General features: G+C 62.7%; 23 protein-coding genes, 1 tRNA gene and 1 pseudogene. 11 read left to right on the top strand and 14 right to left on the bottom strand.

What is annotated here, in order from left to right; translation table 11 throughout:
• Positions 1-135 precede the first annotated feature (135 nt).
• The 5 genes from AC5P7F_RS05955 to AC5P7F_RS05935 form a co-directional block, all read right to left on the bottom strand.
• Positions 136-1,599: a phage major capsid protein gene (locus AC5P7F_RS05955; protein ID WP_495204167.1), complete on the bottom strand. Its 1,464-nt coding sequence runs from the start codon at positions 1,597-1,599 to the stop codon at positions 136-138.
• Positions 1,600-2,209: 610 nt separating this feature from the next.
• Positions 2,210-2,584 carry a hypothetical protein gene (locus tag AC5P7F_RS05950; RefSeq protein ID WP_481462512.1) on the bottom strand — a complete coding sequence of 125 codons (375 nt, stop codon included), beginning with the start codon at positions 2,582-2,584 and terminating at the stop codon, positions 2,210-2,212.
• A gap of 106 nt (positions 2,585-2,690) precedes the next feature.
• A complete protein-coding gene (locus AC5P7F_RS05945) occupies positions 2,691-2,954 on the bottom strand; it encodes a hypothetical protein (protein ID WP_414611674.1) in 264 nt (87 codons plus the stop codon).
• Between the two features lie 145 nt (positions 2,955-3,099).
• Complete coding sequence (locus AC5P7F_RS05940; protein ID WP_473823366.1) at positions 3,100-3,459, bottom strand: hypothetical protein; 360 nt, start codon at positions 3,457-3,459, stop codon at positions 3,100-3,102.
• Between the two features lie 78 nt (positions 3,460-3,537).
• Entirely contained in the window at positions 3,538-3,768 is a 231-nt protein-coding gene (locus tag AC5P7F_RS05935; protein WP_134735049.1) for a helix-turn-helix domain-containing protein, read from the bottom strand.
• 110 nt (positions 3,769-3,878) lie between these two features.
• Here AC5P7F_RS05935 and AC5P7F_RS05930 point away from each other — a divergent pair, with 110 nt between their 5' ends.
• The 3 genes from AC5P7F_RS05930 to AC5P7F_RS05920 all read left to right on the top strand — a co-directional run bounded on the left by AC5P7F_RS05930 (position 3,879) and on the right by AC5P7F_RS05920 (position 5,469).
• Positions 3,879-4,220 (top strand): Arc family DNA-binding protein, encoded by a 342-nt coding sequence (locus tag AC5P7F_RS05930; RefSeq protein WP_481462511.1) that lies wholly within the window; start codon positions 3,879-3,881, stop codon positions 4,218-4,220.
• Positions 4,220-5,383 (top strand): tyrosine-type recombinase/integrase, encoded by a 1,164-nt coding sequence (locus AC5P7F_RS05925; RefSeq protein WP_481462510.1) that lies wholly within the window; start codon positions 4,220-4,222, stop codon positions 5,381-5,383. Before AC5P7F_RS05930 ends, AC5P7F_RS05925 begins: the two co-directional genes overlap by 1 nt.
• 10 nt (positions 5,384-5,393) lie before the next feature.
• Positions 5,394-5,469: transfer RNA gene (locus AC5P7F_RS05920), tRNA-Ile, on the top strand.
• Between the two features lie 267 nt (positions 5,470-5,736).
• Here AC5P7F_RS05920 and AC5P7F_RS05915 read toward each other — a convergent pair.
• Positions 5,737-6,237: a hypothetical protein gene (locus tag AC5P7F_RS05915; RefSeq protein WP_164077778.1), complete on the bottom strand. Its 501-nt coding sequence runs from the start codon at positions 6,235-6,237 to the stop codon at positions 5,737-5,739.
• 38 nt (positions 6,238-6,275) lie between these two features.
• On the bottom strand, positions 6,276-7,163 hold the full coding sequence (locus tag AC5P7F_RS05910) for a hypothetical protein (RefSeq protein WP_164077779.1): 888 nt from the start codon (positions 7,161-7,163) through the stop codon (positions 6,276-6,278).
• Between the two features lie 738 nt (positions 7,164-7,901).
• Between AC5P7F_RS05910 and AC5P7F_RS05905 the strand changes: the two genes are divergently transcribed.
• Positions 7,902-8,204 (top strand): hypothetical protein, encoded by a 303-nt coding sequence (locus AC5P7F_RS05905; RefSeq protein ID WP_164077780.1) that lies wholly within the window; start codon positions 7,902-7,904, stop codon positions 8,202-8,204.
• A 102-nt stretch (positions 8,205-8,306) separates the two neighbouring features.
• On the opposite strand, the gene AC5P7F_RS05900 is transcribed toward AC5P7F_RS05905, so the two are convergent.
• From AC5P7F_RS05900 to AC5P7F_RS05890, 3 genes are all read right to left on the bottom strand, one after another.
• Positions 8,307-8,867 (bottom strand): fasciclin domain-containing protein, encoded by a 561-nt coding sequence (locus AC5P7F_RS05900; protein ID WP_032958323.1) that lies wholly within the window; start codon positions 8,865-8,867, stop codon positions 8,307-8,309.
• A 177-nt stretch (positions 8,868-9,044) separates the two neighbouring features.
• Positions 9,045-9,296 carry a hypothetical protein gene (locus AC5P7F_RS05895; protein ID WP_164077781.1) on the bottom strand — a complete coding sequence of 84 codons (252 nt, stop codon included), beginning with the start codon at positions 9,294-9,296 and terminating at the stop codon, positions 9,045-9,047.
• A 1,007-nt stretch (positions 9,297-10,303) separates the two neighbouring features.
• Positions 10,304-10,696 carry a DoxX family protein gene (locus AC5P7F_RS05890; RefSeq protein ID WP_495204166.1) on the bottom strand — a complete coding sequence of 131 codons (393 nt, stop codon included), beginning with the start codon at positions 10,694-10,696 and terminating at the stop codon, positions 10,304-10,306.
• Between the two features lie 117 nt (positions 10,697-10,813).
• Between AC5P7F_RS05890 and AC5P7F_RS05885 the strand changes: the two genes are divergently transcribed.
• The 3 genes from AC5P7F_RS05885 to AC5P7F_RS05875 all read left to right on the top strand — a co-directional run bounded on the left by AC5P7F_RS05885 (position 10,814) and on the right by AC5P7F_RS05875 (position 12,478).
• Positions 10,814-11,233, top strand: a complete 420-nt coding sequence (locus AC5P7F_RS05885; protein WP_041863852.1) for an H-NS histone family protein — start codon at positions 10,814-10,816, stop codon at positions 11,231-11,233.
• Positions 11,234-11,282: 49 nt separating this feature from the next.
• The gene (locus AC5P7F_RS05880) at positions 11,283-11,690 is read left to right on the top strand and encodes a hypothetical protein (protein WP_014648538.1); all 408 of its coding nucleotides are present in this window, start codon (positions 11,283-11,285) and stop codon (positions 11,688-11,690) included.
• A 164-nt stretch (positions 11,691-11,854) separates the two neighbouring features.
• On the top strand, positions 11,855-12,478 hold the full coding sequence (locus AC5P7F_RS05875) for a hypothetical protein (protein ID WP_227864596.1): 624 nt from the start codon (positions 11,855-11,857) through the stop codon (positions 12,476-12,478).
• A gap of 287 nt (positions 12,479-12,765) precedes the next feature.
• Here the strand turns inward: AC5P7F_RS05875 and AC5P7F_RS05870 are convergent, their stop codons facing one another.
• Entirely contained in the window at positions 12,766-13,407 is a 642-nt protein-coding gene (locus AC5P7F_RS05870; RefSeq protein ID WP_197641395.1) for a glutathione S-transferase family protein, read from the bottom strand.
• Positions 13,408-13,492: 85 nt separating this feature from the next.
• A pseudogene (locus AC5P7F_RS05865) lies at positions 13,493-13,762 on the bottom strand (helix-turn-helix domain-containing protein); the annotation flags it as partial.
• A gap of 122 nt (positions 13,763-13,884) precedes the next feature.
• On the opposite strand from AC5P7F_RS05865, the gene AC5P7F_RS05860 reads away from it, so the two are divergent.
• Both AC5P7F_RS05860 and AC5P7F_RS05855 read left to right on the top strand, forming a co-directional pair.
• Positions 13,885-14,121, top strand: coding sequence for an EamA family transporter (locus AC5P7F_RS05860; RefSeq protein ID WP_232017591.1), 237 nt, complete (start codon positions 13,885-13,887; stop codon positions 14,119-14,121).
• A 453-nt stretch (positions 14,122-14,574) separates the two neighbouring features.
• Entirely contained in the window at positions 14,575-15,027 is a 453-nt protein-coding gene (locus tag AC5P7F_RS05855) for a PA2169 family four-helix-bundle protein (protein ID WP_014648535.1), read from the top strand.
• A gap of 91 nt (positions 15,028-15,118) precedes the next feature.
• On the opposite strand, the gene AC5P7F_RS05850 is transcribed toward AC5P7F_RS05855, so the two are convergent.
• Positions 15,119-15,790: a response regulator transcription factor gene (locus tag AC5P7F_RS05850; RefSeq protein WP_032958333.1), complete on the bottom strand. Its 672-nt coding sequence runs from the start codon at positions 15,788-15,790 to the stop codon at positions 15,119-15,121.
• A 312-nt stretch (positions 15,791-16,102) separates the two neighbouring features.
• Complete coding sequence (locus AC5P7F_RS05845) at positions 16,103-16,204, bottom strand: class III lanthipeptide (RefSeq protein WP_014038605.1); 102 nt, start codon at positions 16,202-16,204, stop codon at positions 16,103-16,105.
• Positions 16,205-16,664: 460 nt separating this feature from the next.
• On the opposite strand from AC5P7F_RS05845, the gene lanKC reads away from it, so the two are divergent.
• On the top strand, positions 16,665-19,385 hold the full coding sequence (lanKC, locus tag AC5P7F_RS05840) for a class III lanthionine synthetase LanKC (RefSeq protein WP_164077783.1): 2,721 nt from the start codon (positions 16,665-16,667) through the stop codon (positions 19,383-19,385).
• Entirely contained in the window at positions 19,382-21,025 is a 1,644-nt protein-coding gene (locus AC5P7F_RS05835; protein WP_014648531.1) for an ABC transporter transmembrane domain-containing protein, read from the top strand. Before lanKC ends, AC5P7F_RS05835 begins: the two co-directional genes overlap by 4 nt.
• The last annotated feature ends 6 nt before the right edge of the window (positions 21,026-21,031 follow it).

The raw sequence follows: 21,031 nt of genomic DNA, 5'->3' as shown, positions 1-21,031 counted from the left end.
GTGTCGAGGGGGGAGGCCTTCCAAGTTTCGACCTCCCCCCTCCCGTTGCCTGGTCACGACGCTGAGGACGCGCATCGCGCTGGCGCCGCCCAGGCTGCCGGTGTTGTCAGGGGCACCGCCGGCTGGCCCCGCCCTTTACTCGGTGTCCGTCACGCCTTCGATGACGGTGAACGCCTTGGGGTAGGCCGATGCCACGTCCAGACGGGTGTGGCAGATGAAACCAACCTCGCCAGTCTCGGCATACAGCTCCTTCAGCAGCTGGATCGACACGGACTCGCGCATGTAGATGGTGAACATCTGGAAACCGCCCACGTAGATGGCGGCCGCGTTGGTGGCAGTGCCCACATCCTCGTTGGTCGGGATCTGGCTGGTGGTGAGGAACTTCCAGTTGCTCAGGGCTTCCGGCCGGCGCAGCGGCTGGCCGGTGGTGTCCACCAGCAGGCTCATGGTTTCGTCTTCGCGCGGCGACAGAATGGCCACGTCCGGCGCCGGGGCGTTGGCCTCGGTGATAAGGCGACGGGCACGGATGAACTGGCGCCAGTCGGTGATCGGCGCCCCGTTGGTGCCCATCGGCAGCTTGTTGATACCCGGGATGTTGCGCAAGCCGCGAATCTCCGGCTCGGTGCCGCTGCCCATCAGGGATGCGCGGTCGATCTCCTTGGCGAACGCTTGGGCAATGGCCGTGCGGAGCGCAGCGTCCAGGCCGCCCAGCGAATCGGCCAGCAGCTCGCGAGAGATCTTGAAGCGGAACGCCAGGCTGCGCGGGGTGACCTTGACCGCGCGGAACGCCGGCTCGCTTTCAGCCACCTGGCCGTGTTCCTGGCGCCAGGCTGGGGTGGGGATGGTGTCCACTGCCGCGATGCTGAAGGAGCTGGCCGAGGTATCCAGCACGGCCACGTTGGCGCCTGCGCTGAGAACGGACGAGGCGGGCACCAGGGCGTTGAGGATGCCCGGCATCAGCACGGTCGGCACGGTGTAGCCGCCTGCGGTGTTCGTGCCTTCGCTCAGAGCCGCGCGTACACCATCGCTGGTGCGCATGTTGGCAACGCCCCGGATGAAATCTGACAGGCTTACCTGCTCGTCGCCGTTGTTGAAGCCGTCGCCGTCCGCGCGCATCGCGTTCAGGCGGCGCGCAATCGTTGCCTGGTTCTGCAGGTCGGATGCGGTGAGCAGCGTGCCGATCTGGCGGCCTTCGGTGTCGCGCAGGCGCTCGCCGTCGGTCATGGTGCCCATCGCGTTTGCAGCTGTCAGGTCCATCTGTTCTTGATGGTCCAAGGCAGCGCTGACCATGTTGATGGCATTGTGGATGTAGTCCATCGCATCAGCGGTGGCGTCGTTGAGGTTCCCATCTTTCTCGCGAATGTGTGCCGACAATGCATTGGATGCGCGGCGTAGGCTGCTTCGATAGGCCAGGGCTTCAGCGCGCGGAATCTGGTTCAGCGGCTTGTCTGTAGTTGGCTCGTCAATTCTGACGCCGAGCTTGCCCAGCTCCGCCTTGGCCAAGACCTCGGCCTTGCGGTTTGCGTGCCGGTCTCGCATCTGCTGGTAATCGTTGTGGTGAGGCATTGGATAGTCCCTATTTGGGGTCCAGAAACGCACAAGCGCGCCCGGACCATGGTGAAGTGGTCTCAGAGCGCGCTTTGGCGTTGCCTCTGCCGCAGTGTCGGCCCAGTGTCAGGTTTGCCCGTGGGGCAGTCTGTCTTGGACGCGCTCAGTTTATCGCTGTTGTTGCTTGGCGATGCCTGTTTCGTTACGCGGAATTCAGCGCGCGCCGAATTCGATGTGCCTTCTGTCTGCACGCATCGGTGCAGTAGCGCCGTGGTCGGCCGGTCGCCTGGTCGCGGAGCGGTCCACCACAGACCTCGCACCGAAATTCAAATTCTGCGGAAGCGCGAAGAAAGGGGGGCGCGCGTGTCGAGCTGGCAGACGCTTCAACTTTCCGCCTCCCCCTACGGTCCATGTCGATCACCGTATGTCTGGTGGTGAACCTGGTGCATGGGGTGCATCGGGCGCATGGGGTGCGCCCCGTTCCCTTTCGCTCGGTGGTGCAGTGAGGCGGAGAGCGGGTGAATCAACAGCGCAGGAGCAACAGCGCCAAGCGTCCGCTGCGCTCCCGCTTGGTAGATATCTATAAGGGGGTCCCCTGTGGGGTGTAAAAAACGGGCGATTTGCCTGTATTTGCACCCCTCACGGGTGTTTATCGACTGGCTCATGCTGCTTTTGCACCCCTCAGGGGTGTTACGTGGTCCCCTGAGGGGTGTTGAGATTGCGATTCTGTTTGCACCCCTGAGGGGTGTTGAAGATGCGTTTTTCGCCAGTCGTTGCGTGGTGGGCCCGCAGCGATCTCCAGGTTCTTGCCGGGGCAGCGATCAATACCTACCCAGGTGAGCGCGTACAGATGGCATTGCTTCTTGATGCCGTGTCGCGTCTGCACGATGAACCCCGCCTCCTCCAGCTGGGCCAGCAGCTCCTTGCTCTTACTCGCAGCACACACGCCAGCGCCTTCTACCATCGCCTTTGTGGCGCTGAGGTCGCCGTTGTTGCGCCCGTTGTACTGCGCGGCCAAGAACAGGAGCATCTTCATTGCTGCCCCGCTGAGCGCGAAGAAGGCTGGATGCCGCATCATCGAGTGGGGCAACCGAACGAACGTGTCGCTCGACTGCCGGCCTGTGATCTTGCGGCGGTTCCTCTCAGCTGCCATGAGGCGTGACCACGTTGGTGACCGCGCGCAACCAGTCCGCCCCAGCGCGCGCCGCGCGCGTCATGATCCACTCGCGCACGCGGGCCTCGGACGGGTTGCCCCTGTGCTGTAGGGCGCAGTCACCGCACAGCACGTAGGGCAGGGAGGCCCAGCCGAACTCCCGCTCCACACGATGGAACGTGCCGAACACCGGCAGCAGCGGCTTGCCGCAGCAGTCGCATGCGATGGGTTCAACCGCAGGACGGCGGCTCATGGTGCGCGCTCCTGTAGGCGGGGTGGGGCGCGATCGATGGCAGCTGCCAGGCGCTCGGCGAGTGCCTGTAGGCGGGCCTCAGACAGCGCGGAAAGCGGCGGAGTCCGTACGATGCGGTGTGCAGGGAAGGGGATGATGGTTGCGCTCATCCGACCCTCCGCGTCGTGGTGGCGTACATGACCATCCCGAGGATTACCAGCAGGTCGGGAGGGATCGGGTAGGCAGCGCCGGGATTGCTGCGTGTGTAGACGTGCAAGCCGCCGGGGCGGGCTTGGATGAATCGAATCGACTGCTGCCCAGCAATCTCCACCGCATAGCACGCGTCGCCGGCGAAGTAGTTGCGGCGCAGGTCCACATGCAGCAGGTCGCCCGGCTCATAGCGCGGGGCGTTGAGGTTGTCCTGTACCAGCACCTGGGCCCAGCGCGCGGTGTCAGAAAAGTCCGGCAGCGCATCGGGGAAATGCCCGATTGCGGCCGGCAGGGGTTGGTGTACGATGGGCGTCATGGTCAGTTCGTTCCTTGGTCGGTTCGGACGTGGCTTTCACGGCTCACTCCGGCTGCAACCGGGTGGGCCGTTTTTCTTTCAGCGGGGCAGCGCACGGCTGTCCGCCGTCTCCACAACTGCGGCCTCCAGGTAGGCGTCCAGATCGGCGGGCCGGTAAAAGCAGCGCTTGCCCACCCGCAGGTATCGCGGGCCGCGCCCCTCACATCGCATCTTGTCCAGCGTGCTCTTGCTCAACCCCAGCCATTCCGCTGCGGAGGCCGCGTCGAGTCTTGCGGCTGGCGGAGCGATTGCAGTTTCTTTTGTGGTCATTTGGCGTCTCATGGTTGGATGGTCCATTGAGGGACCATTGTTGTCCCTCTAGTGCAGTGGACCATTGTTGTCCGTTGCCGTCAAGGACAATTTTGGTCCATCATTCGCCCATGGCACCCGAATTTCACCAATTCAAACTGCGGCTTCCGGTCGATCTCATGCGGAAGGTCGAAGAGGAAGCTGAGCGCTCCGGCCGTTCGTTGTCGGCAGAGATTGTTTTTCGACTCACCGAGGCGTACTCAGCCGGCGAGGCTGCGGACGGCGGTCTCGCACAGGACATTGCGGCCAACCTGGTGGCCTATCGAAAGGCTGTTGAGCGCAATGCGCGCCAAGTCCAGGAGAACATGGAGAAGGTGCAAAAGAGCATGCAAGAACTGGAAACGCTTAAGGCGTTGCTCGAATTGCGCTTGGCTGAAACCACTCACGAACTGGACGTGAAGAAGGCTAAGTAGTGGCTGCCTACGTCAAGCTCACCAGGTCGGCACAGCGCGCGCTGAAGCCCGGGCAGTCGATCAGCGAACACGGGATCACCTTCACCCGCACCGCAAGCGGCGATGGGCGCTGGTCGGTCAACGTGATGGTGGCTAGGCGCCGGCATCACCAGGTGGTGGGCCTGGAGTCGGAGGGGTACACCCGTACGCAGGCGGAGGACGTGGTGGCCGCGCTCAAGGCCGCAAAACGCAGTGCGTCCCACGGGGTGCAGGGGAGCAAAGGCAACGCCTCGCAGACGGTCGCGCAGGCGGCTGACGATTACCTGGACTATCTCCGCCGGCATGACGGCAAGGACATCGACACCAAGGAGCGGCGGTTCCGCGATCACATCAAGCCCCACCTCGGGCGCCGGCCGGTGGCCCGGCTGACCGATGATGACTGGCTCGCCTACGTGGCCACCCGGAAGGGCGAGGGCGCCAGCCCGGGCACGATCAACCGTGAGCGCTCTGCGCTGCTGCACATGCTCAACACGATGCGGCGCCGGAAGATCCTCAACGCCGCGCCGCTGCTGGCCCGCCAGCGCGAGCCGCAGGGAAAGCTGGTGTACCTGACGCCGGAAGAGTCGCAGCGGCTGCTGCTGGCCGCGCAGGAGGACGTGTCGCCATTGGCGCATCGGTTTGTGATGGTGACGCTCTACACCGGCCTGCGGCACAGCGCAGCGCTCAACCTGCGGGCTGGCGACGTGGACGTGCAACGCAGGATTCTGTGGATCGGCAAGGACAAGGCTGGCCGGCGCGAGCAGCCGATGCCGCAGGTGCTCGCGCAGTACCTGGGCAAAGTCATCAAGGGCATGGAGGCTGAGGCCTACCTGTTCCCATCACAGCGCGCGGGCAGTGGCCGGGCCTATCAGATGAACGCCGTGTTCGGCCGGTGCGTGCAGCGCGCGGGCATCGCCAAGCATGTGACCCCGCACACGATGCGGCACACCGCCGCCACCAACGCTGCGCATGCTGGGCTCGATGCGGCCACCATCCAAGCAATGGGCGGCTGGAAGACAAGAGCTATGGCCGAAAGGTACACTCACGCGGCTTCGATGCAGGACGCTATGGCGGCCCTACAGAAACAGCTTTCCGGCGACGCGATTACACCGAAATTTCAACGGCGACCGCGCAAAACCGCCTGAAACCCTTACAGGGCCTATAGCTCAACGGTTAGAGCAGGGGACTCATAATCCCTTGGTTCCAGGTTCGAATCCTGGTGGGCCCACCAATTCATCCAATGGCTTGCATCATTTCAAAGGCACCGCTATGCAGTGCCTTTCGCGTTCAATGCCTATGCGGCGCCTATATTTCAGTCGAGGCAGGCCCCTGGGGATGACCATTCATTGGGTGCCCACTGCTGCAGATCCGGGTCGGCTCGATGCGGGATCCGGTAGTCGCGCTTCTACTACTTCTCGCAGTTGCAGAATGAACGTTGCTGTTCATGCAAGCGGGAGGTGCTGTTCCCGCTTGCCTGATCTGTTCTACGCTTCCAATGCTACTTCGGGCGAATAGGAGTAATTGGTTTGATCGTTACCCTTCCGTTGCCGCTACCGCCGCAGTTACCGTGGCAGCCTCCACCCAGATTGGCTCCGCCCGTGCCACCACTACCTCCTCCACTGCCGCCGCCAGCGCCGCCACCACTGGAGGGCGGACGCGTAATGGGCTCTTGGTTGGTTCCATTCCAGTCATAGCTGTCCGTCAACTCATAGGTGGCGCAGTGCGTCGAGTTGCAGACGATGACCTTGGAGCCTGCCTGTATTGAGTATTCGAACCCCCCCTTCCTTTGCTGGTTTACGACATCTCTGTATCTATTAAGGAACGCCTTCGTGGCGTTGTCTGGAATTCGAGCCTGCAACTGACACGTACTACAGTTAACTGGACCAAAGACGGTGAGGGCAGGATCAAAGGGCCAAATCGCATAAGCCATGGGAAGGGCTGCGATTGCGGCGGCCAGGGGAGTTGCAATCAACCATTTCTTCGGAATCATTGCTTTCATCGTGCGCCACGTTGGGTGGGTAGGAAATTTCTGTTGGATTACAAGCAGCAGGATCTGTATATAGCCTCAGACATCTCGTTGGATCGCTCTATCTGGTTGGGATGTAACAGTTTGGAGAGCCTCGCAATGGACGCCGCCGAATGGCTGTTGGGTTGCGCGCGCTGATATGCGAGCCAGTATGCAAGGCTCTTTTCAGGGGATTTATCGGTAATGATCCCTCTGTCATGGATGTCAGCAAGGGCTTCAATCGAGTCGACGCTTCCCAGTGATACCGACTCATTTAGGTAATCAATCGCATCCCTTCGATAATTGGTTATTCGCTCCGGATCCTTGAGCGCCTCAGTCAAGTCGCCAATGATGGCTTTCGGGTCTTTGGCGAAAATCAGTCTCGCTTCGACCGATCCTTGGGCGGCAGCAAGAGAGAGCCAATTCTCATCTCCGAGTTCCGTTCGCCCTATCAGTCCTTGGCAGTGGTCAATCTCCTGTTCGATCTTCCTTGAGTACTGCTCCCCCAGGCCAACTGATGCGTAGGCCTTGTACTCATCGGCATCACCTGAGTTAAGCGCCCGCTTGCAACTGGCAATGCGGTTGTGGATCTCATAGCTCGACTGGGCATTGCCCGACCGTGCAGCCGCGATGCGTATGTCAATGTATTCCGAGGCATCGCCTTCGTAGTGAGGCGCATCGATCTTGAGCAGAAATGCCTTGCCACCCAAAGCCAACCTTGATTCGGTGGATTGGGGCGGCGAACGCGAGGATTGGTGAATGCTTAATTCAGATGCGGCATCCGTTGGCGAAGCGCCTCTTTCACTGCGAGGAACCCCATCTCCTTTGTTTCCTGTGACGTCGGATGGTCTGCAGGCCAACCAGGAAATGGTTGCGATTGCGCCGATGACGACCATTCCATATACGAGACTCCTACTCATCTTCACCTGATTCCTTTCCCTTGTCGTGGCGGAGGTTTGCAATGGACTGGACCTCCGGCCGTGGTGATAACGGATTTCAGGCCTGATCCCCTGCCTCCCGATTCCCGGAATTTCATATTGCGGGTTGACATTCAATGTCAACCAGAAATTCGTTGCAGCTGGCTGCACTTGCTTCTTGCGTGTTCTCAGTCACGCATCACTGGACTTAAAGCGACAAATGCCCTGCTTGGGGTGGCAAGCGCATGAGTGGCAAAATGGCCATTCCGTGCCGCGGTAGCACTTGGCTTCTTTAGCTCGTTCGCCGGGCGGCGGCCGCCGCAGTTGCGATCTCATCGCGAAGGTTGCGCCCTCCCTCCTGATGCGGCCGCGACGCGGTCGTGTTTATCGTTGGCCTTGGTGTATCTGTAGTGGAGCTCCAGCCCGGCGCCCGCGAGCTTCGTACATCCGGTCAGCCCACACCGTGCGATGCTGGATCTGCGGCCTATTGGCCGATCGGTAAGGTGGCTAGTTCGTTGTCTCTGAGCATCCCTTCATTGCGCCCAATGGCGACCGCTCGGCGACCTTCTGTCAGCGGAAATAGGTGGACGATAATGAGCGAAGATGGTCGCGCGGCTTGGAAGAATCAGCGGCTTGGTTTGCAGCGGGAAGGTCTGTGGAGACGCGTGGAAGCCCTCTGGAAGCCTCAAAATTCCTTGGTTCCTGATTCGAATTCTGATGGGGCCAGAAAGAAGGTGGCACTTGGGTTTCGGTCTCGGTGCCTTTCTTGAGTGGTCGGCAGCCCACGATCTGGTGGTGCATCTCCTGGATACCCCGCATGGCATTCGTCGTGATCGCGTCCGCCAGCGCAATCGCGAGAAAGGCGCAACGTTCCCCATGGAGGTACCCGCTGCCTTCTTTGAGCTGGCGAGCGAGCATTGGGAACCGATGGACCCAACCGAATGCGAGATCTACGACGTCAGGCAATCACCTGGAATCCAAGGCCCCCTTCTGACTGACAGGGATACCAAGGCCCCAACGCCGCTGCACGCTCCTGATACATGAGGTAGCGCGTCATCGCCCCGCAACCGCGATGCTGATTCATGGGAGGAGACGGCGGCAGCCGCAATGCGGCTGCCGCTCATGTGGACGTCCTGCTGCTTGCAACTACTTCGGCATCAACACCGTGTCGATCACGTGGATCACGCCATTGGACTGGCCGACGTCCGCAATGCTGATCCCCGCCTTGCCGCCCTTGGCATCGATGACCCACAGCTTGCCGTCATGCAGTGCGACGGTGAGGGATTCACCTTCAACGGTCTTCAGCGTGGCCTTGCCGCCGTGCTTCCTGGCATCGGCCATCAGCTGCGCTGAACTGTAATTGCCTGGCACCACGTGGTAGGTCAGGATCTTGGTCAGTTGTGCCTTGTTTTCAGGTTTCACCAGCGTATCGACCGTACCTGCGGGCAGCTTGCTGAAGGCTGCATTGGTCGGCGCGAAGACGGTGAAGGGGCCGGCGCCATTGAGGGTATCGACCAGGCCCGCTGCCTTGACCGCAGCGACCAGGGTCGTGTGGTCCTTGGAGTTGATGGCGTTCTGGACGATGGTCCTGGTGGGATACATCTCCGCTCCGCCGACCATCACGGTACTGGCGGCGAAGCTCATTGAAGTGGCTGAGACGAGTACGGCGAAGCTGACTGTGGCGGCTATCCGCTGAAGGGCTTTCACGGCGCGTTCCTCTATAGGATGCCCGCAAGGCGCGGGCATCCTACATACGCGCTGGCGCGGCCCTTGGATGCAGGCAGATGCATCAGTGCGCGTTGTCGCTTGAAACGTCGCAGCGTTGTAAAAGCCGAGTGAACGACTGCCCCTGCCGGCGGCTACGCAGTACGAACTGCGCGCCGCTCAGCGGCGCGGATGGCGGATGTCGGAAGTGCAGCCAGAAAGGCGCGCGTTGCTGATGGCCTGGCGGACACCACAGCCACGGCATGACAGCACGGTTCCACCGGCAACGTGTTCCATCTCATGCTCGTCCCACACGCTCGTCGATCCGCAGGCGGTGCAGGTGGCGACGATCTGCAGTGCGCGGGCCAGGTCGCCCTGCTCCCCAGCCTTGTAGGTGAGATCGGTGATCTGAAAAATGCCGGTATGACTCATGGGAATGCCGGGGGGTGCTTGTTGACGAACGATAGGGCCCACCGGGTATCGGTCGTGTCGGTGCTGTGTTGATGGATGGTTGAAGTGCAGGCTATTCGTCGCTGCGTCGATTGAGCTCTTCAAGCCGTGCGCGGCTGACTGACTGGTGATTGCCACAGGTTGGGCAACTGAGGGCAGCCGCACCGTCGAGATCGACAAGGCCATGGTTGGGAATGGCCCTGAACTGCCAGGAACACTTGATGCAGGAGCAATCGATTCGGGTGACCTGCAGCAGGGTGCCGTCTGCCCGCGTCACTCCCTCGACGCTGATTACGTAGAACTGTCCGATGTCACGCATGAAGATGAACGAAATCCCTGAATCCGTAGGGCGCCATCATGCTGTTTTGTGGGCCATCTGGGACAAAGGTGGCTTGGTCGAATTCTGAAGAGTTAAGAATTCGAGTGACGGTGCGGACTCGCAGCGGGACAGGTAATCCAACGCCGCGCGGGTGAGAGTTGGATACGACGACGTGAGCGCCTTCCGCAAGGCGTTCCAGGGCATTGTCGGCATGTCCCCGTCCGCATGCCGGGATCATTTCCGTATCCGGCGGCGTGCACAGGGGGAAGGCCGACGTCGGGGGGCCGTGGTTGACGGGATGGTGTCGATCCATCGCCAGCATGCCGGTGTCACCGCGCGGAGTTGTCGACCACAGGCATGCTGGGCGTGCGGATGTTTATTCCGATCCCGACAGGAGATCGCATGATGCGCAGTGCTTGTGCGTCCTTCGTTCTGGCTGCATCGCAATGCGTTCGGGCATTCGCGTCCGACGCTGGCGAATCACCCAGGTCAAGACGCCGGCGCCGATCATCGATGGCCTGCAGTACAAGCGCGCCTTCAATGTGGCCGGACCCTCACAGCCGAGGGTTACGGTGCCATCGAGTTCCTGGATGCACAGGGCAAGGTGATCCACACGCTGGCGCCAGAGGCCGAACTTCGCCGCTAGCGCGTGCACACTCCGAATCGAGGCTTACCCGCGCCGACCGCGCCCGTCGATGCTGTAGCGCCCGGCCCCGGTGCAGGCCAGCAGCAGGAACCCACCGGCCAGCCCCAGGTTCTTCAGGAACATGATCTGCTGGGTCTGGTCGGCGAAGTTGTGGTGGAAGATGAAAGCGGTGACCAGGCTGAAGCCCACCAGCACGATCGACACCAGCCGGGTCTGGAAGCCGAGCAGGATGCACAGGCCACTGCCGATCTCGAAGGCGACCGTTGGCCACAGCAGGATGCCGGGCACGCCCATGGCTTCCATATAGGCCTGGGTGCCGCTGAGATCGCCGAGCTTGCCCAGCCCGGCGACCAGGAACAGCGCCATCAGCAGGATGCGCGCAAGCAGGTAGGCAAGCGAATGCGATGAGGTGCTCACAGGGATGTCCTCGGGGATGGCCGACGAAGGCGATCGGAGCCCACCCGCAGTGAAGCCCGTGTCTACGCGGGGGCAAGCCGCCTTGACAGGCGCCGCGCGGCAGTAGACCTTTCCAGCATGACGATCGATATTGAATCGCTCAGCCTGCGGGAGCTGGGCGCCTTGGTGGTTGCCGCTGAACAGCGGAAGCAGCTGATTTCCAACCGCCGTCCTGCCAGCGCGGTGCGGCGTATGCTGAAAGCCGCCGCGGCGGAAGCGGGATATACCCTCGAAGAACTCTTTGGCGATGAAGCCATCGAAGCGGGCGCACCCAGCCGGAAACCGGCACGGCGCAGAACCGGCAAAGTGGCCGCCAAATACCGAGACCCGGAATACAAGCGGCTGACCTGGTCCGGCCGCGGGCGCATGCCGCGTTGGCTCGCTTCCAGGATCCAGAAGGGCCACAAGGTCACCGACTTCCTGATTCCCGGGTTGGCGCGACCGACGGCGCGCAAGGGCAGCCCGATCGGCAAGCGCACGGTCTTCAAGAAGGATTGAACCTGCCACGCTGCTACCCTGCCGGGGTCTTTGAACGAAGGAGCGCGGGATGGCACACGATGCAGGCAGGACGATCACGCCCACGATGCTGTATACCGCCGCGGCCGCGGCCGTGCTGGTCAGCCTGCTGGCCTGGGCGGTGGAATGGAGCGGGATGGCCTATGTCTGCCCATATTGCCGCGTGCAACGCACGGTCATCGGCGTGCTGGGCCTGCTGACGCTGTTCGCGCGCCCGGGCGGCATCGTGGTGCCCTGGCTGTCGTACAGCGCGGGCGCCTTCGCGTTCGTGGTGGCGGCGATGCAGCACTTCAACGGTTGGAAGCGCATTTCCGCCGGCGACTTCAGTTTCAACGAACAGTGGTACATCGATCCGTGGCTGCTGTCGGGCTGCGCGATGCTGGTCCTGGTGGCGCAGCTGATGCTGGTGCAGGCCGCCTGCCGGCGCAGGTTGCACTGACAGTGTCGTCGCTGCGGGAGAAGTGCCGGGTATGGCAAGCGCTCTCAATCCTTCAAAGTGGTAGTGACATCGCGTGTGGCGCGCGATGCTCATGAAGTATGCCGTCGCACAGGATCCTCTACATACTGAATCCATCGGGCAACATGGCACGAAAGTTCAGCGTCATGCGTGATCGTGAAGGCGGCATCCGTTGCGACAAAATGGAACCCGGCGCGATGGATTGCGAACCCTTCGTCATCATCGACGAGCTCCCGGTCGAGCAACCGGCGATCAACTATCTTCAGTTCAAGCGCATAGTCGCTCAATCGGTGATCAGCCTGTCTGAGCCCGGCTACCCGACCAATGTGTACGATGACATCCAGAATCCGCAGAGAAGGGATGCGGTCAGCCAGCATCTGGGGCAGCGTTTCGAGACTTACATCTACCTGGCTTCCGGCGCGTACTCGCTTGGCATCGATGTCTGGGCGCCGCAGAAGATCCGCTATGCTGACGGGTCTACCGCTTCCTACAACTACAGCATGATCAACCGTCGCTGGGAGCCCAACGCCCTCCTTTACAAGGACAGGTTCGGTAACTCCATTCCGCTTAGCGTTACACAGTTGAGCGAGGGGCGAGGCGGCGTTACGCATCGCTTCGAATTCCCGAATGGGAATGCCACCGATATGGGAAGCTTCGTCAATGCGCTCAACAACATCGGTGTCCCGGTGACGGGGGCGGGCAATCAGTCTGTCACCTGCACCAGCACGATCAGGCTCACCGAGGTCAAGGTGACCTGCAACCGGAACTGATGAGGAATAGATCGATGCGAGTTTCACCAGGCCTGGGTTCCACGGTCATATTCGGTACTTCCTTTGTGGGAGCACTGCTATGCGGGTTCGTGTTTCCATCCATGTCGGCAGGTTCCCCGGAGCTGACCCCTTGGATGTTCAACGGCCTGCTGGCGTGCGGTGCGGTTGCGCTTTTTAGTGCTCCCTTTGGCTGGCGGGGTTACCTGAACTGGAGATCGCGTCGATTGAAGTAACGCATGGGGCCTGCGTGACTGCTGGCCCCTTGTTACCTGGGAGGAGGCGCAGCGCTAGGCGTCCTGGAAAACCGCCAGCTGCGCAGCAAACGCACGCTGGTAGTCGGGCCGCTGCGTGGCCCGGGCCACATAGGTGGCGACCTGTGGGTACTCGTCGAGCAGGCCGCTGCTCTTCAGGCGCAGCAGCACCGAGACCATCATCAGGTCGCCCACGCTGAATTCGCCGTCCAGCCACGTTGTCCTGGCCAACCACGTCGATAGTTGGGCCAGCCGCGTCCGGACCCGCTCATCGAGCATTGGCAGCCGTTGCGCGTACCAGGGTTGCTCGCGCTCAAGCACCCAGGCCATGGAGCGCTCGACGATGGGGGGCTCCACCGTGTTCAGCGCAGCGAACACCCACATGATCGCGCGCATGCGGGCGTCCGGATCGCGCGGCAGCAGGCCGGGGTGCTGTTCGGCCAGGTGCAGGGCGATGGCGCCGGATTCGAACAGGGTCCGGTCGCCCTCCTGCCACGTGGGAATCTGCCCGAACGGATTCCGTGCCAGGTGCGCGGGCTGCTTCAGCTCGGCGAAGCTGAGCAGTTGTACGTCATAGGCCACGGCCAGTTCCTCCAGCGCCCAGCGCACGCGCATGTCACGGGCCAGGCCCTGGCCGCGGTCGGGGGAGGTGGCGAAGGCGGTGAGGATCGGTGGCATTGGAGCGCTCCTGCAGGCCGATGGGCCTGCCTTTCCTGTTCCGACGAGCGACGGGGCGGGAAATCGACAGCCCTCGATGCGGCCTTCACCCGGCCCGATGCTGCTCCCGATACTGATCGGGCGTGCACTGCGCGTGCCGCTTGAACATTTCGGCAAACGCGCTGACGCCTGAATAGCCAAGCTCCCCGGCGATGCGGCTGATCGGCTTGCGTGTGCACAGCGCCTCGGTGGCGCGCACGAACTTCACACGCCCACGCCAGTCGCCGAGTGACATGCCCAGTTCACTGCGCGCCATGCGCTCCAGCGTGCGCACGCTCATGTGAGGCCGCTGCGCGATCTCGGCCACGGATTCGGCCGTGCATTTGCCGCCTGCATCGTGCTGATGCGGCGCCGGAAGATTCCGCTGACGGTGCCGGAGTCACTGTTCCTGCAGGCCACGGCGGCGTCGCTGATCCTGCTGCTGCTGCAGCTGCCGGAGTGAACAACCTGACCGCGGTGGGCTGTTTCGGTTTCGCTGCGGTGTGTGCATCGATCCTTGCGCCCCTCAGCTGGATGACCGGTCTTTCGCGGTTGGGCGCGGCGCGCGTTTCGGGATTCTTCAGCCTGGTGCCGATCGTGACCACCGCACTGGCGGTGCTGCTGCTGGGTGAGTCACTCAGCGGATGGGGTGCTGGGTGGCAGCCTGCTGGCGGTGTCGGGTGTGGTACTTGCTGAATATGCCGCCAGGCACGGGTGCGGAAGGCCGATGCGGCCCGATATTCCAGCAAGGTCTGCACGAAACGTGCACCTCACGTCGACGTTGTGCGATGCCGTTGCGCTTCAGTCTGGCAACCCCATTCCCCGCCCGCGCAGGAGCCCATCGATGAATACGCCTGGAAAGCCGAGACCCACCTGGAAGCAATGGCACGTGCTGCTGGTGATCCTGGCAATCGCGCTGCTGGTCACTCTGATCATCGTCACCGCACCGTGGTAACGCGTGCAACGCGCTCAGATTCCGTGAAAGCCGACGATGTTTGAAATGACGAAGTCAGCAGGTGTTTCGCATGGTGATGCGTGCATCAATTCGTGCTCACCTGGTTGGCACACGCGATTGCACACAGTGGGGTCGAAGGCAATGCAGATGCACTGCCATTCTCCACTGACTTTCGAGCACACAGGAGCGACGCCATGAGCACCCAGTCCACCATCGAACATCGCCTCAACGACCTGATCGAAATCGCCCGCGATGGCAAGTCGTTCTATGAAGAAGCGGCCACCAAGGTCAAGGATGCCGAGCTGTCGGCACTGTTCACCCGCATCGCTGGCGTCAAGGGCCGCATCGTGGCGGCGTTGAGCGGCTCAGTGGCCGCCAGCGGTGGCAAGCCGGCCGAACATGGCACCGTGGTCGGTTCGATGCAGCAGTTCTACGGCAAGGTTCGAGCCGCTTTCGGTGACACCAACTATGGCTACGTGGCTGAACTTGAAGAATCCGAGGACCGCCTGCTGGGCGCGTTCAAGGATGTGCTGCAGGACAACGAGCTGCCGCCGGCCGTGCGCCAGGAAGTGACCCAGCTGCTGCCGGAAGTGCAGGAGTGCCACAACGTCATGCGTGCGCGAAAGCACGCAATGAAGGCCGCCTGACCGCAGCGGTCGGCCCAATCAGCGGGACTGGCAGCCGGGGCGGTTTACCGCCCCGGCTGTTGCATTTGCGGCCCGCGCCGATGGCCTTTGATCAGGCCGCGTCGTCGTTCAGCATGTAGCCCAGCCCACGCTTGGACTCGATGCTGACACTGGCCGAGCGCAGGGCACGGCGCAGGCGTGATACGTGCGGATCCAACACGGTGGTACCGCCGTCGGCGCCGGCCAGGTGCACGGCAGCACTCAGCACTTCATGGCGGACGATCCGGCCCTGGCGGGCGCAAAGCGCTTCCAGCAGCAGCAGCTGGCTGCGTGGCAGGCTCAGGGGCGCACCGCCTACCAATGCCATGCGGTTGGAAAAATCGAACGTGAAATTGCCGATTCTCAGAATGTGGCCGGCATCAGCGTCGAGGCGCCGGGTAATCGCGCGCAGCCGCGCGGCCAGTTCGTCGAACTCGAACGGCGTGGGCAGGTAGTCATCGGCACCGGCATCCAGGCAAGCGATGCAGTCGGCAGCGTGGTTGTGGCGCCCCAACAGCAGAATGGGCAGCCAGGTACGCAAGCCGCGCACGATCTGCACCAGCTTCAGTGAATCGCCTTCGGGCAGCCAGCGGTCGAGAATGAGGGCGCGGTACTCCACGGCCTGTACCGCGGCCTTGGCCAGTGACCAGGTTGCCACGAGGTCCACCAGCATGTTGCGGCTCTGCAATACGTTGCGAAGCGCCTGTGCAAGTTCGGCGTCGTCCATGGCCACGAGGATGCGCATGCTGCGTCTTTTCCTGATTGCTGGATCCGGCGGGCGTGCAGGCGCACTGCGTAGCGTCCGTCATGGTGGTGAGGTCGCAGCGGGGCCGAGCAATGGTCACGGCTGCAGCACGTGCTGCAGCTGGCTGATCATCCCCCCCCGGGATGCCTGTCCTGGCATTGGCAGATGCAGGACGCGCAGCGCGGGCAGCGGACGGCTGCCTGCCAAGCGATCTCTACGTCGTATGGAGACCTGCCACGTGGCGGTGCATCACGCTGTGGCAGATGTCGAGGTGGTGGGCGCGCACCACCACCTCAGGCAAGCCGGAGAGGCTTAGCCGTTGCAGCAGTTGCTGTCGGAGCTGCTGCAGCTGTTGCCCAGGTTTTCCTGCTGGTTTTCGATCATCAGGCGCTGCAGATTCAGGACGCGATTCATATCAACTCTCCTTAGTCGTACATGGGATCGGGAGGCATGCGTGCCTCCCACGCGTTACGCAATGAAATGATTCACTGCGCGATTGCACCACGCAATCTCAAAGCCCTGTTGCAGTTGCTGAAGAACCCCGGTCTATACGTGGCGGATGGAAAATGGCATTGCCGATTGGAATGAGTCAAGTCAATTGTGGAATGAGAATCGCCTGCGCAATGTAGCGGCAAGGTACGGTGGCAATCATCGATCTGCAGGGACATTCCGGGCGGCTGCATTGCAGCGATAGCCGGCGAATTTCACGCCGTGCTTACGAATGAAGCAGGCAGGGAATCCGCATTCCGCATTTTGCGATGCCTGCAGGCTGGAGCGCCCGCAATGCATCCATCGCGCATGTGCGAGGCGTTGCGAGGCGTTCGCGGATGTGTGCACCGGGCAAACGAGCCGTGGAACCGACCAGGGAGAGACGATGTCAGCGCGTCAACGATCACTGCGTGAAGCACGCCACATGGACAAGGCCGCCTATGTGGGGGGCGACGAGCGGTTCTACGAATTGAGCTACAACCAGTACCGGCCCAGCGAAGATTTCCGCAGTATCGTTGAAGCGGAGATCGAGGCGGCCGGCATGGCGTGGACGATCCATCGCATCGGTGTCTGGTCGCACCTGGCGACGCATGGCGACCCGGTCGCCGGCAACCTGCCGCCGCAAGGCTGGAAGATCCACGTTTCAGCCACGCAGGAGAACTGCCAGCGGGTGCTGCGCACCGTCACCCGGATGGCCCTGGCCGAGCGCGTGAAGTTCAAGTTCGCCAATGACATGAACACGATGCGCATGATGAGCTCCAAGCGTTGGCCACGCGGTGGCTCAGGCAAGTTCATCACGCTCTATCCGCTGGACCTTGCGGTCTTCACGCGCTTCATCGAGCAGTTGCATGGGGCGCTGAAGGACGAAGATGGCTCGTACATCCTGTCCGATCGACGCTACAAGGACTGCCGCTGCCTGTATTACCGCTATGGCGGCATGCGCCAGGTGTACCGGCTTGATTTCATCGGCCAGAAGGTGCCGATGCTGGTCGCGCCCGACGGCAGCCATGTTCCCGACCTGCGCAATCCCTATTTCGAGGTGCCTGCCTGGGAAACCGACCCGTTCCCCAGCGAGGATGATCCCGGCGAGATGACGTTGAAGGAGGGCCGCTATCAGGTGCAGGCCGCGCTTGGGTTCTCCAACACGGGCGGGGTCTACCTGGCATTGGATCAGGTTACCGGGGAGGAAGTGGTCATCAAGGAGGCGCGGCCCCATGTGGAAATGCACGGGGAAGGGCTCGACGCCACCAGCCGCCTGGCACGCGAACGACGCAATCTGGAACTGCTGGGCCCGGTGGGCGCCTCGCCGCGCTGCCTGGATGCATTCACCGATTGGGAAAACAGCTATCTGGTGGAAGAGCGCCTGGATGCATTCGATCTTCGCGAGCTGATGCTCAAGCATTCGCCGCTGATGAAGGCCCGTCCCAGCGCACGCGATGGTAGTGACTACTACGGGATGTGCGTGACCATCTTCACCGGTCTGCTTCGCGCGGTCGACCGCGCACACAAGGTGGGAGTGGTGATCGGTGACATCTCGCCGTCCAACATCATGGTCGACCGCAGCGACATGCGTGTGCGCCTGATCGATCTGGAGGCCGCGTTCCTGGACGGCAGCGATGAGTGGGATGACATCCACACGCCCGGATTCCGCCGGATCATGAAGGGGCGCAAGCGCGCCAGCTGTTTCAGGGATGACCGCTATGCGACCGCAGTGGTGATGTTCTACTGCCTGTTCCCGCTGATGGCCATGGCCTACATCCGCACCGACCTGTTCGAGAAGGTGCTGCCGGTGATGATGGAGGACATCGGCTGGCAGCATACGCCAGTGGCCGAGGTCATCCAGGCGCTGGTGGACGACCGTATCGGCCTGGAAGAGGCCGCACAGCTGCTGCAGCAGCCGGCGACCCTGCAGGCGCCGTTCTCGTCGCCGCAGCGCCCGTTACCGGCGCCGCGCCAGTGTATCCGGCGGCTGCTCGCGTTCATGGATGCACACAGCCGGCTGCAGCCGGAGCGGACGCTGTTCCCACTTGACCCGTTCTCGCACTCCACCAACACGATGAGCCTTGGTCTGGGGGCGACCGGTGTGATCCACGCCTTCCATGGGGTGGGTCATCAGCCGTCGCCGGCGGTGATGGAGCGCTATGCGCAGGAGCTGCAGGCCCTGGATCGCACATCGCTACCGCCGGGGTTCCTCACCGGCCTTGCCGGCATCGCCTGGTCGGCGCTGCTGCGTGGCGAGGTGGAACTGGCCCGCAGCCTGCTCGACAGCGCTGACGGCAGTGACCTGTTGCATGCGCATCACTCGCTCTATCACGGCATGGCGGGTATTGGAATGGCGCACCTGGCCATGCATCACGCGACCGGCCTGCCCGGGCATCTCGACAGGGCGCTGTCGCTGGCGCGGCGGCTTGCAGACACCGTCCACCACGGAGAGCGGGGTGCCTACTGGCAGGACGAAGGTGGCGTCCGCATCGGCATGGGTTACGGCCAGGCCGGCGTGGCGCTGTTCCTGCTGAGGCTGTCGCAGCTCAGTGGTGATCCGGCATGGCGCGTGCTTGGCGAGCAGGCACTGCGACACGATCTCTCCTACGGCTTCGAGCTGGAGACCGGAGTGACCACCTTCCCCAGCTCACCGGAAGAGGTCAACACCTATGAACCCTATCTGGAGCAGGGGACTGCGGGCATCGCCAAGGTCGCGATCCGTTACGGCCTGTGGCAGGACGTGAATCGGCTGGTGGATGACTTCCATCGCAAGTATTCCGGCTTCTGCGGCCTGTTGTATGGCCTGTCGGGCATGCTGGATGTGTTTGTCGACGCCCATCTCTACTCCGGTGACCCTAGGTACCTGCAGATGGCGGAGCGACCGTACCAGGGCATCGTCGATCTGTATCTGTTCGAGGAGGAGGAGGGAATGGCGGCGGTGCCGGGCGAGAATCTGTTCCGCATTTCCTTCGACCACGGTACCGGCATCGCCGGAGTGATCCGCGCCCTGCATCGGTACGACACGCTGGCGCCGGATGAGTTCTTCCTGGATGCACTCGATGTGCATGGCGCGGTGGTACGGGAAGTGGACGGAGTTGGGGTGGGGCAGGCGGCGGTTGCATGAATGCGCGCCCGCACCCGGCCGGACAGCCACTTCAGCGCGAGCAGACCGCGCAGCGGCACAGTGTGCGCGCCATCCTCGCCAGCTTCGCGATCCTGCTCGGCCCCCTCCGCGGGCGCTACCTTGCGGTGGCCGCCACCACCGCGATGTTCGGCGGACTGGGCGGGCTGCTGCATCCGCTGCTGATCCGCGCGATCTTCGACGAGGCCGCCAGCCGGCAGGATTTCAATCGCTTCCTGCTGCTTACCGGTGCATATCTGCTGCTGTGCCTGGTGACCAACCTGGGCAACTACAGCTGCGCGCTGTGGCAGCAGCGCGTGGATAACCGCATCGTGGAGCGGATCGGGACCTCGTTGCTGACCGCCTACTATGGCCGCAGTTATGACGAGGTGGTGCAGAAGGGGGCTGGCTACTATGTGGCGCGGATCCGCTCGGACGTGAAGGATGGCGTGGTGCCGATGCTGTCGGTCGCACGCACCACCCTGACCCAGGCGGTGACATTCGTCGCCTTGATCGCAGCCCTGCTGATCATCTCCTGGCGTGCGTTCCTGGTGCTGATGGCCATCATTCCCATCGCCACCACGGTCAGCGTGCTGGTCGGCCGACGCATCCGCGAGCTGACCGTGGTGGAGCGTGACCGCGAGGCCGAACTGGTTTCTTTGCTGACCCGGGCCGTGTCTGCCTTCAAGATGGTCTGTACGTTCGGCCTGGGCCCCAGGACGGTGCAGGCCCATGACCGCAGCCTGCGCGAGGTGCTGGATTCGACCTACCAGCGCTTCAGGGTGGTGAGGACCCTGCAGGGTGCGAGCGACCTGACGATGGTGATCTCGGATGTCTGCTCGATCTTCGTCGGCGCACTGTTCGTGTTCCGCCAACAGATGACACTGGGTTCGTTCATCGCCTTCATGAACGCCTTCTGGCGCTCAGCCACGACGCTCATCGGTATCTTCAAGAACATTGCCGAGATGCACAGCCACGGTGTGGTGGTGGTGCGGGTGGCGGAGTTCATGACCGCGCCGGCAGCCGCGGCGTCGGCCACGCACATCGAGGGTGGTCTGCTGGCGACGTCGATCGGCTACGGGTACGGCGCTACTCCCGTGTTTTCGGATTTCACCCTGGCCCTTTCACCCGGTGAACGTGCACTGGTGATTGGCGACAATGGCAGCGGCAAGACGACCCTGGCCAACGTCCTGGCCGGGTACTTCCAGCCCGTCGCCGGCCAGCTGCTGCGACCGGCGCGTATCCGCGCCATCACGCTTCCTCTGCAGTTCCCTCCGCTGAAGGTGCGCGACCTCGGCGCCGATCCGGTGCTGCTGGCGCGACTGGGGATGGACGGCGACGGGATCGCCGACAGCCTGCCGGAAACCCTGTCGGCAGGGCAGCAGCAGAAGATCGCCCTGGCGATGGTGCTGGGCGAGGATGCCGACCTCTACATTCTTGATGAGCCGGTCGCCAACCTCGATACGGCCAGCCGCGAGATTGCGATGGACGCGATCTTCGCACGCAGCCATGGCCGCATGCTGGTGATGATCATGCACGGCGCCGAGGCCTACCGCGCCCGATTCGATCACGTACACGAACTTGGCAGGTCCATGTGGCAACCGGCACGGGTCACGCCCGTGCACGTCCGGGGAGAGGCATGACATGAA

The organism is Stenotrophomonas sp. YJH_SMC_105-26, assembly GCF_059368915.1.
Note: the sequence above shows the minus strand (reverse complement) of the source record. Positions and strands in the feature narration are given on the sequence as shown.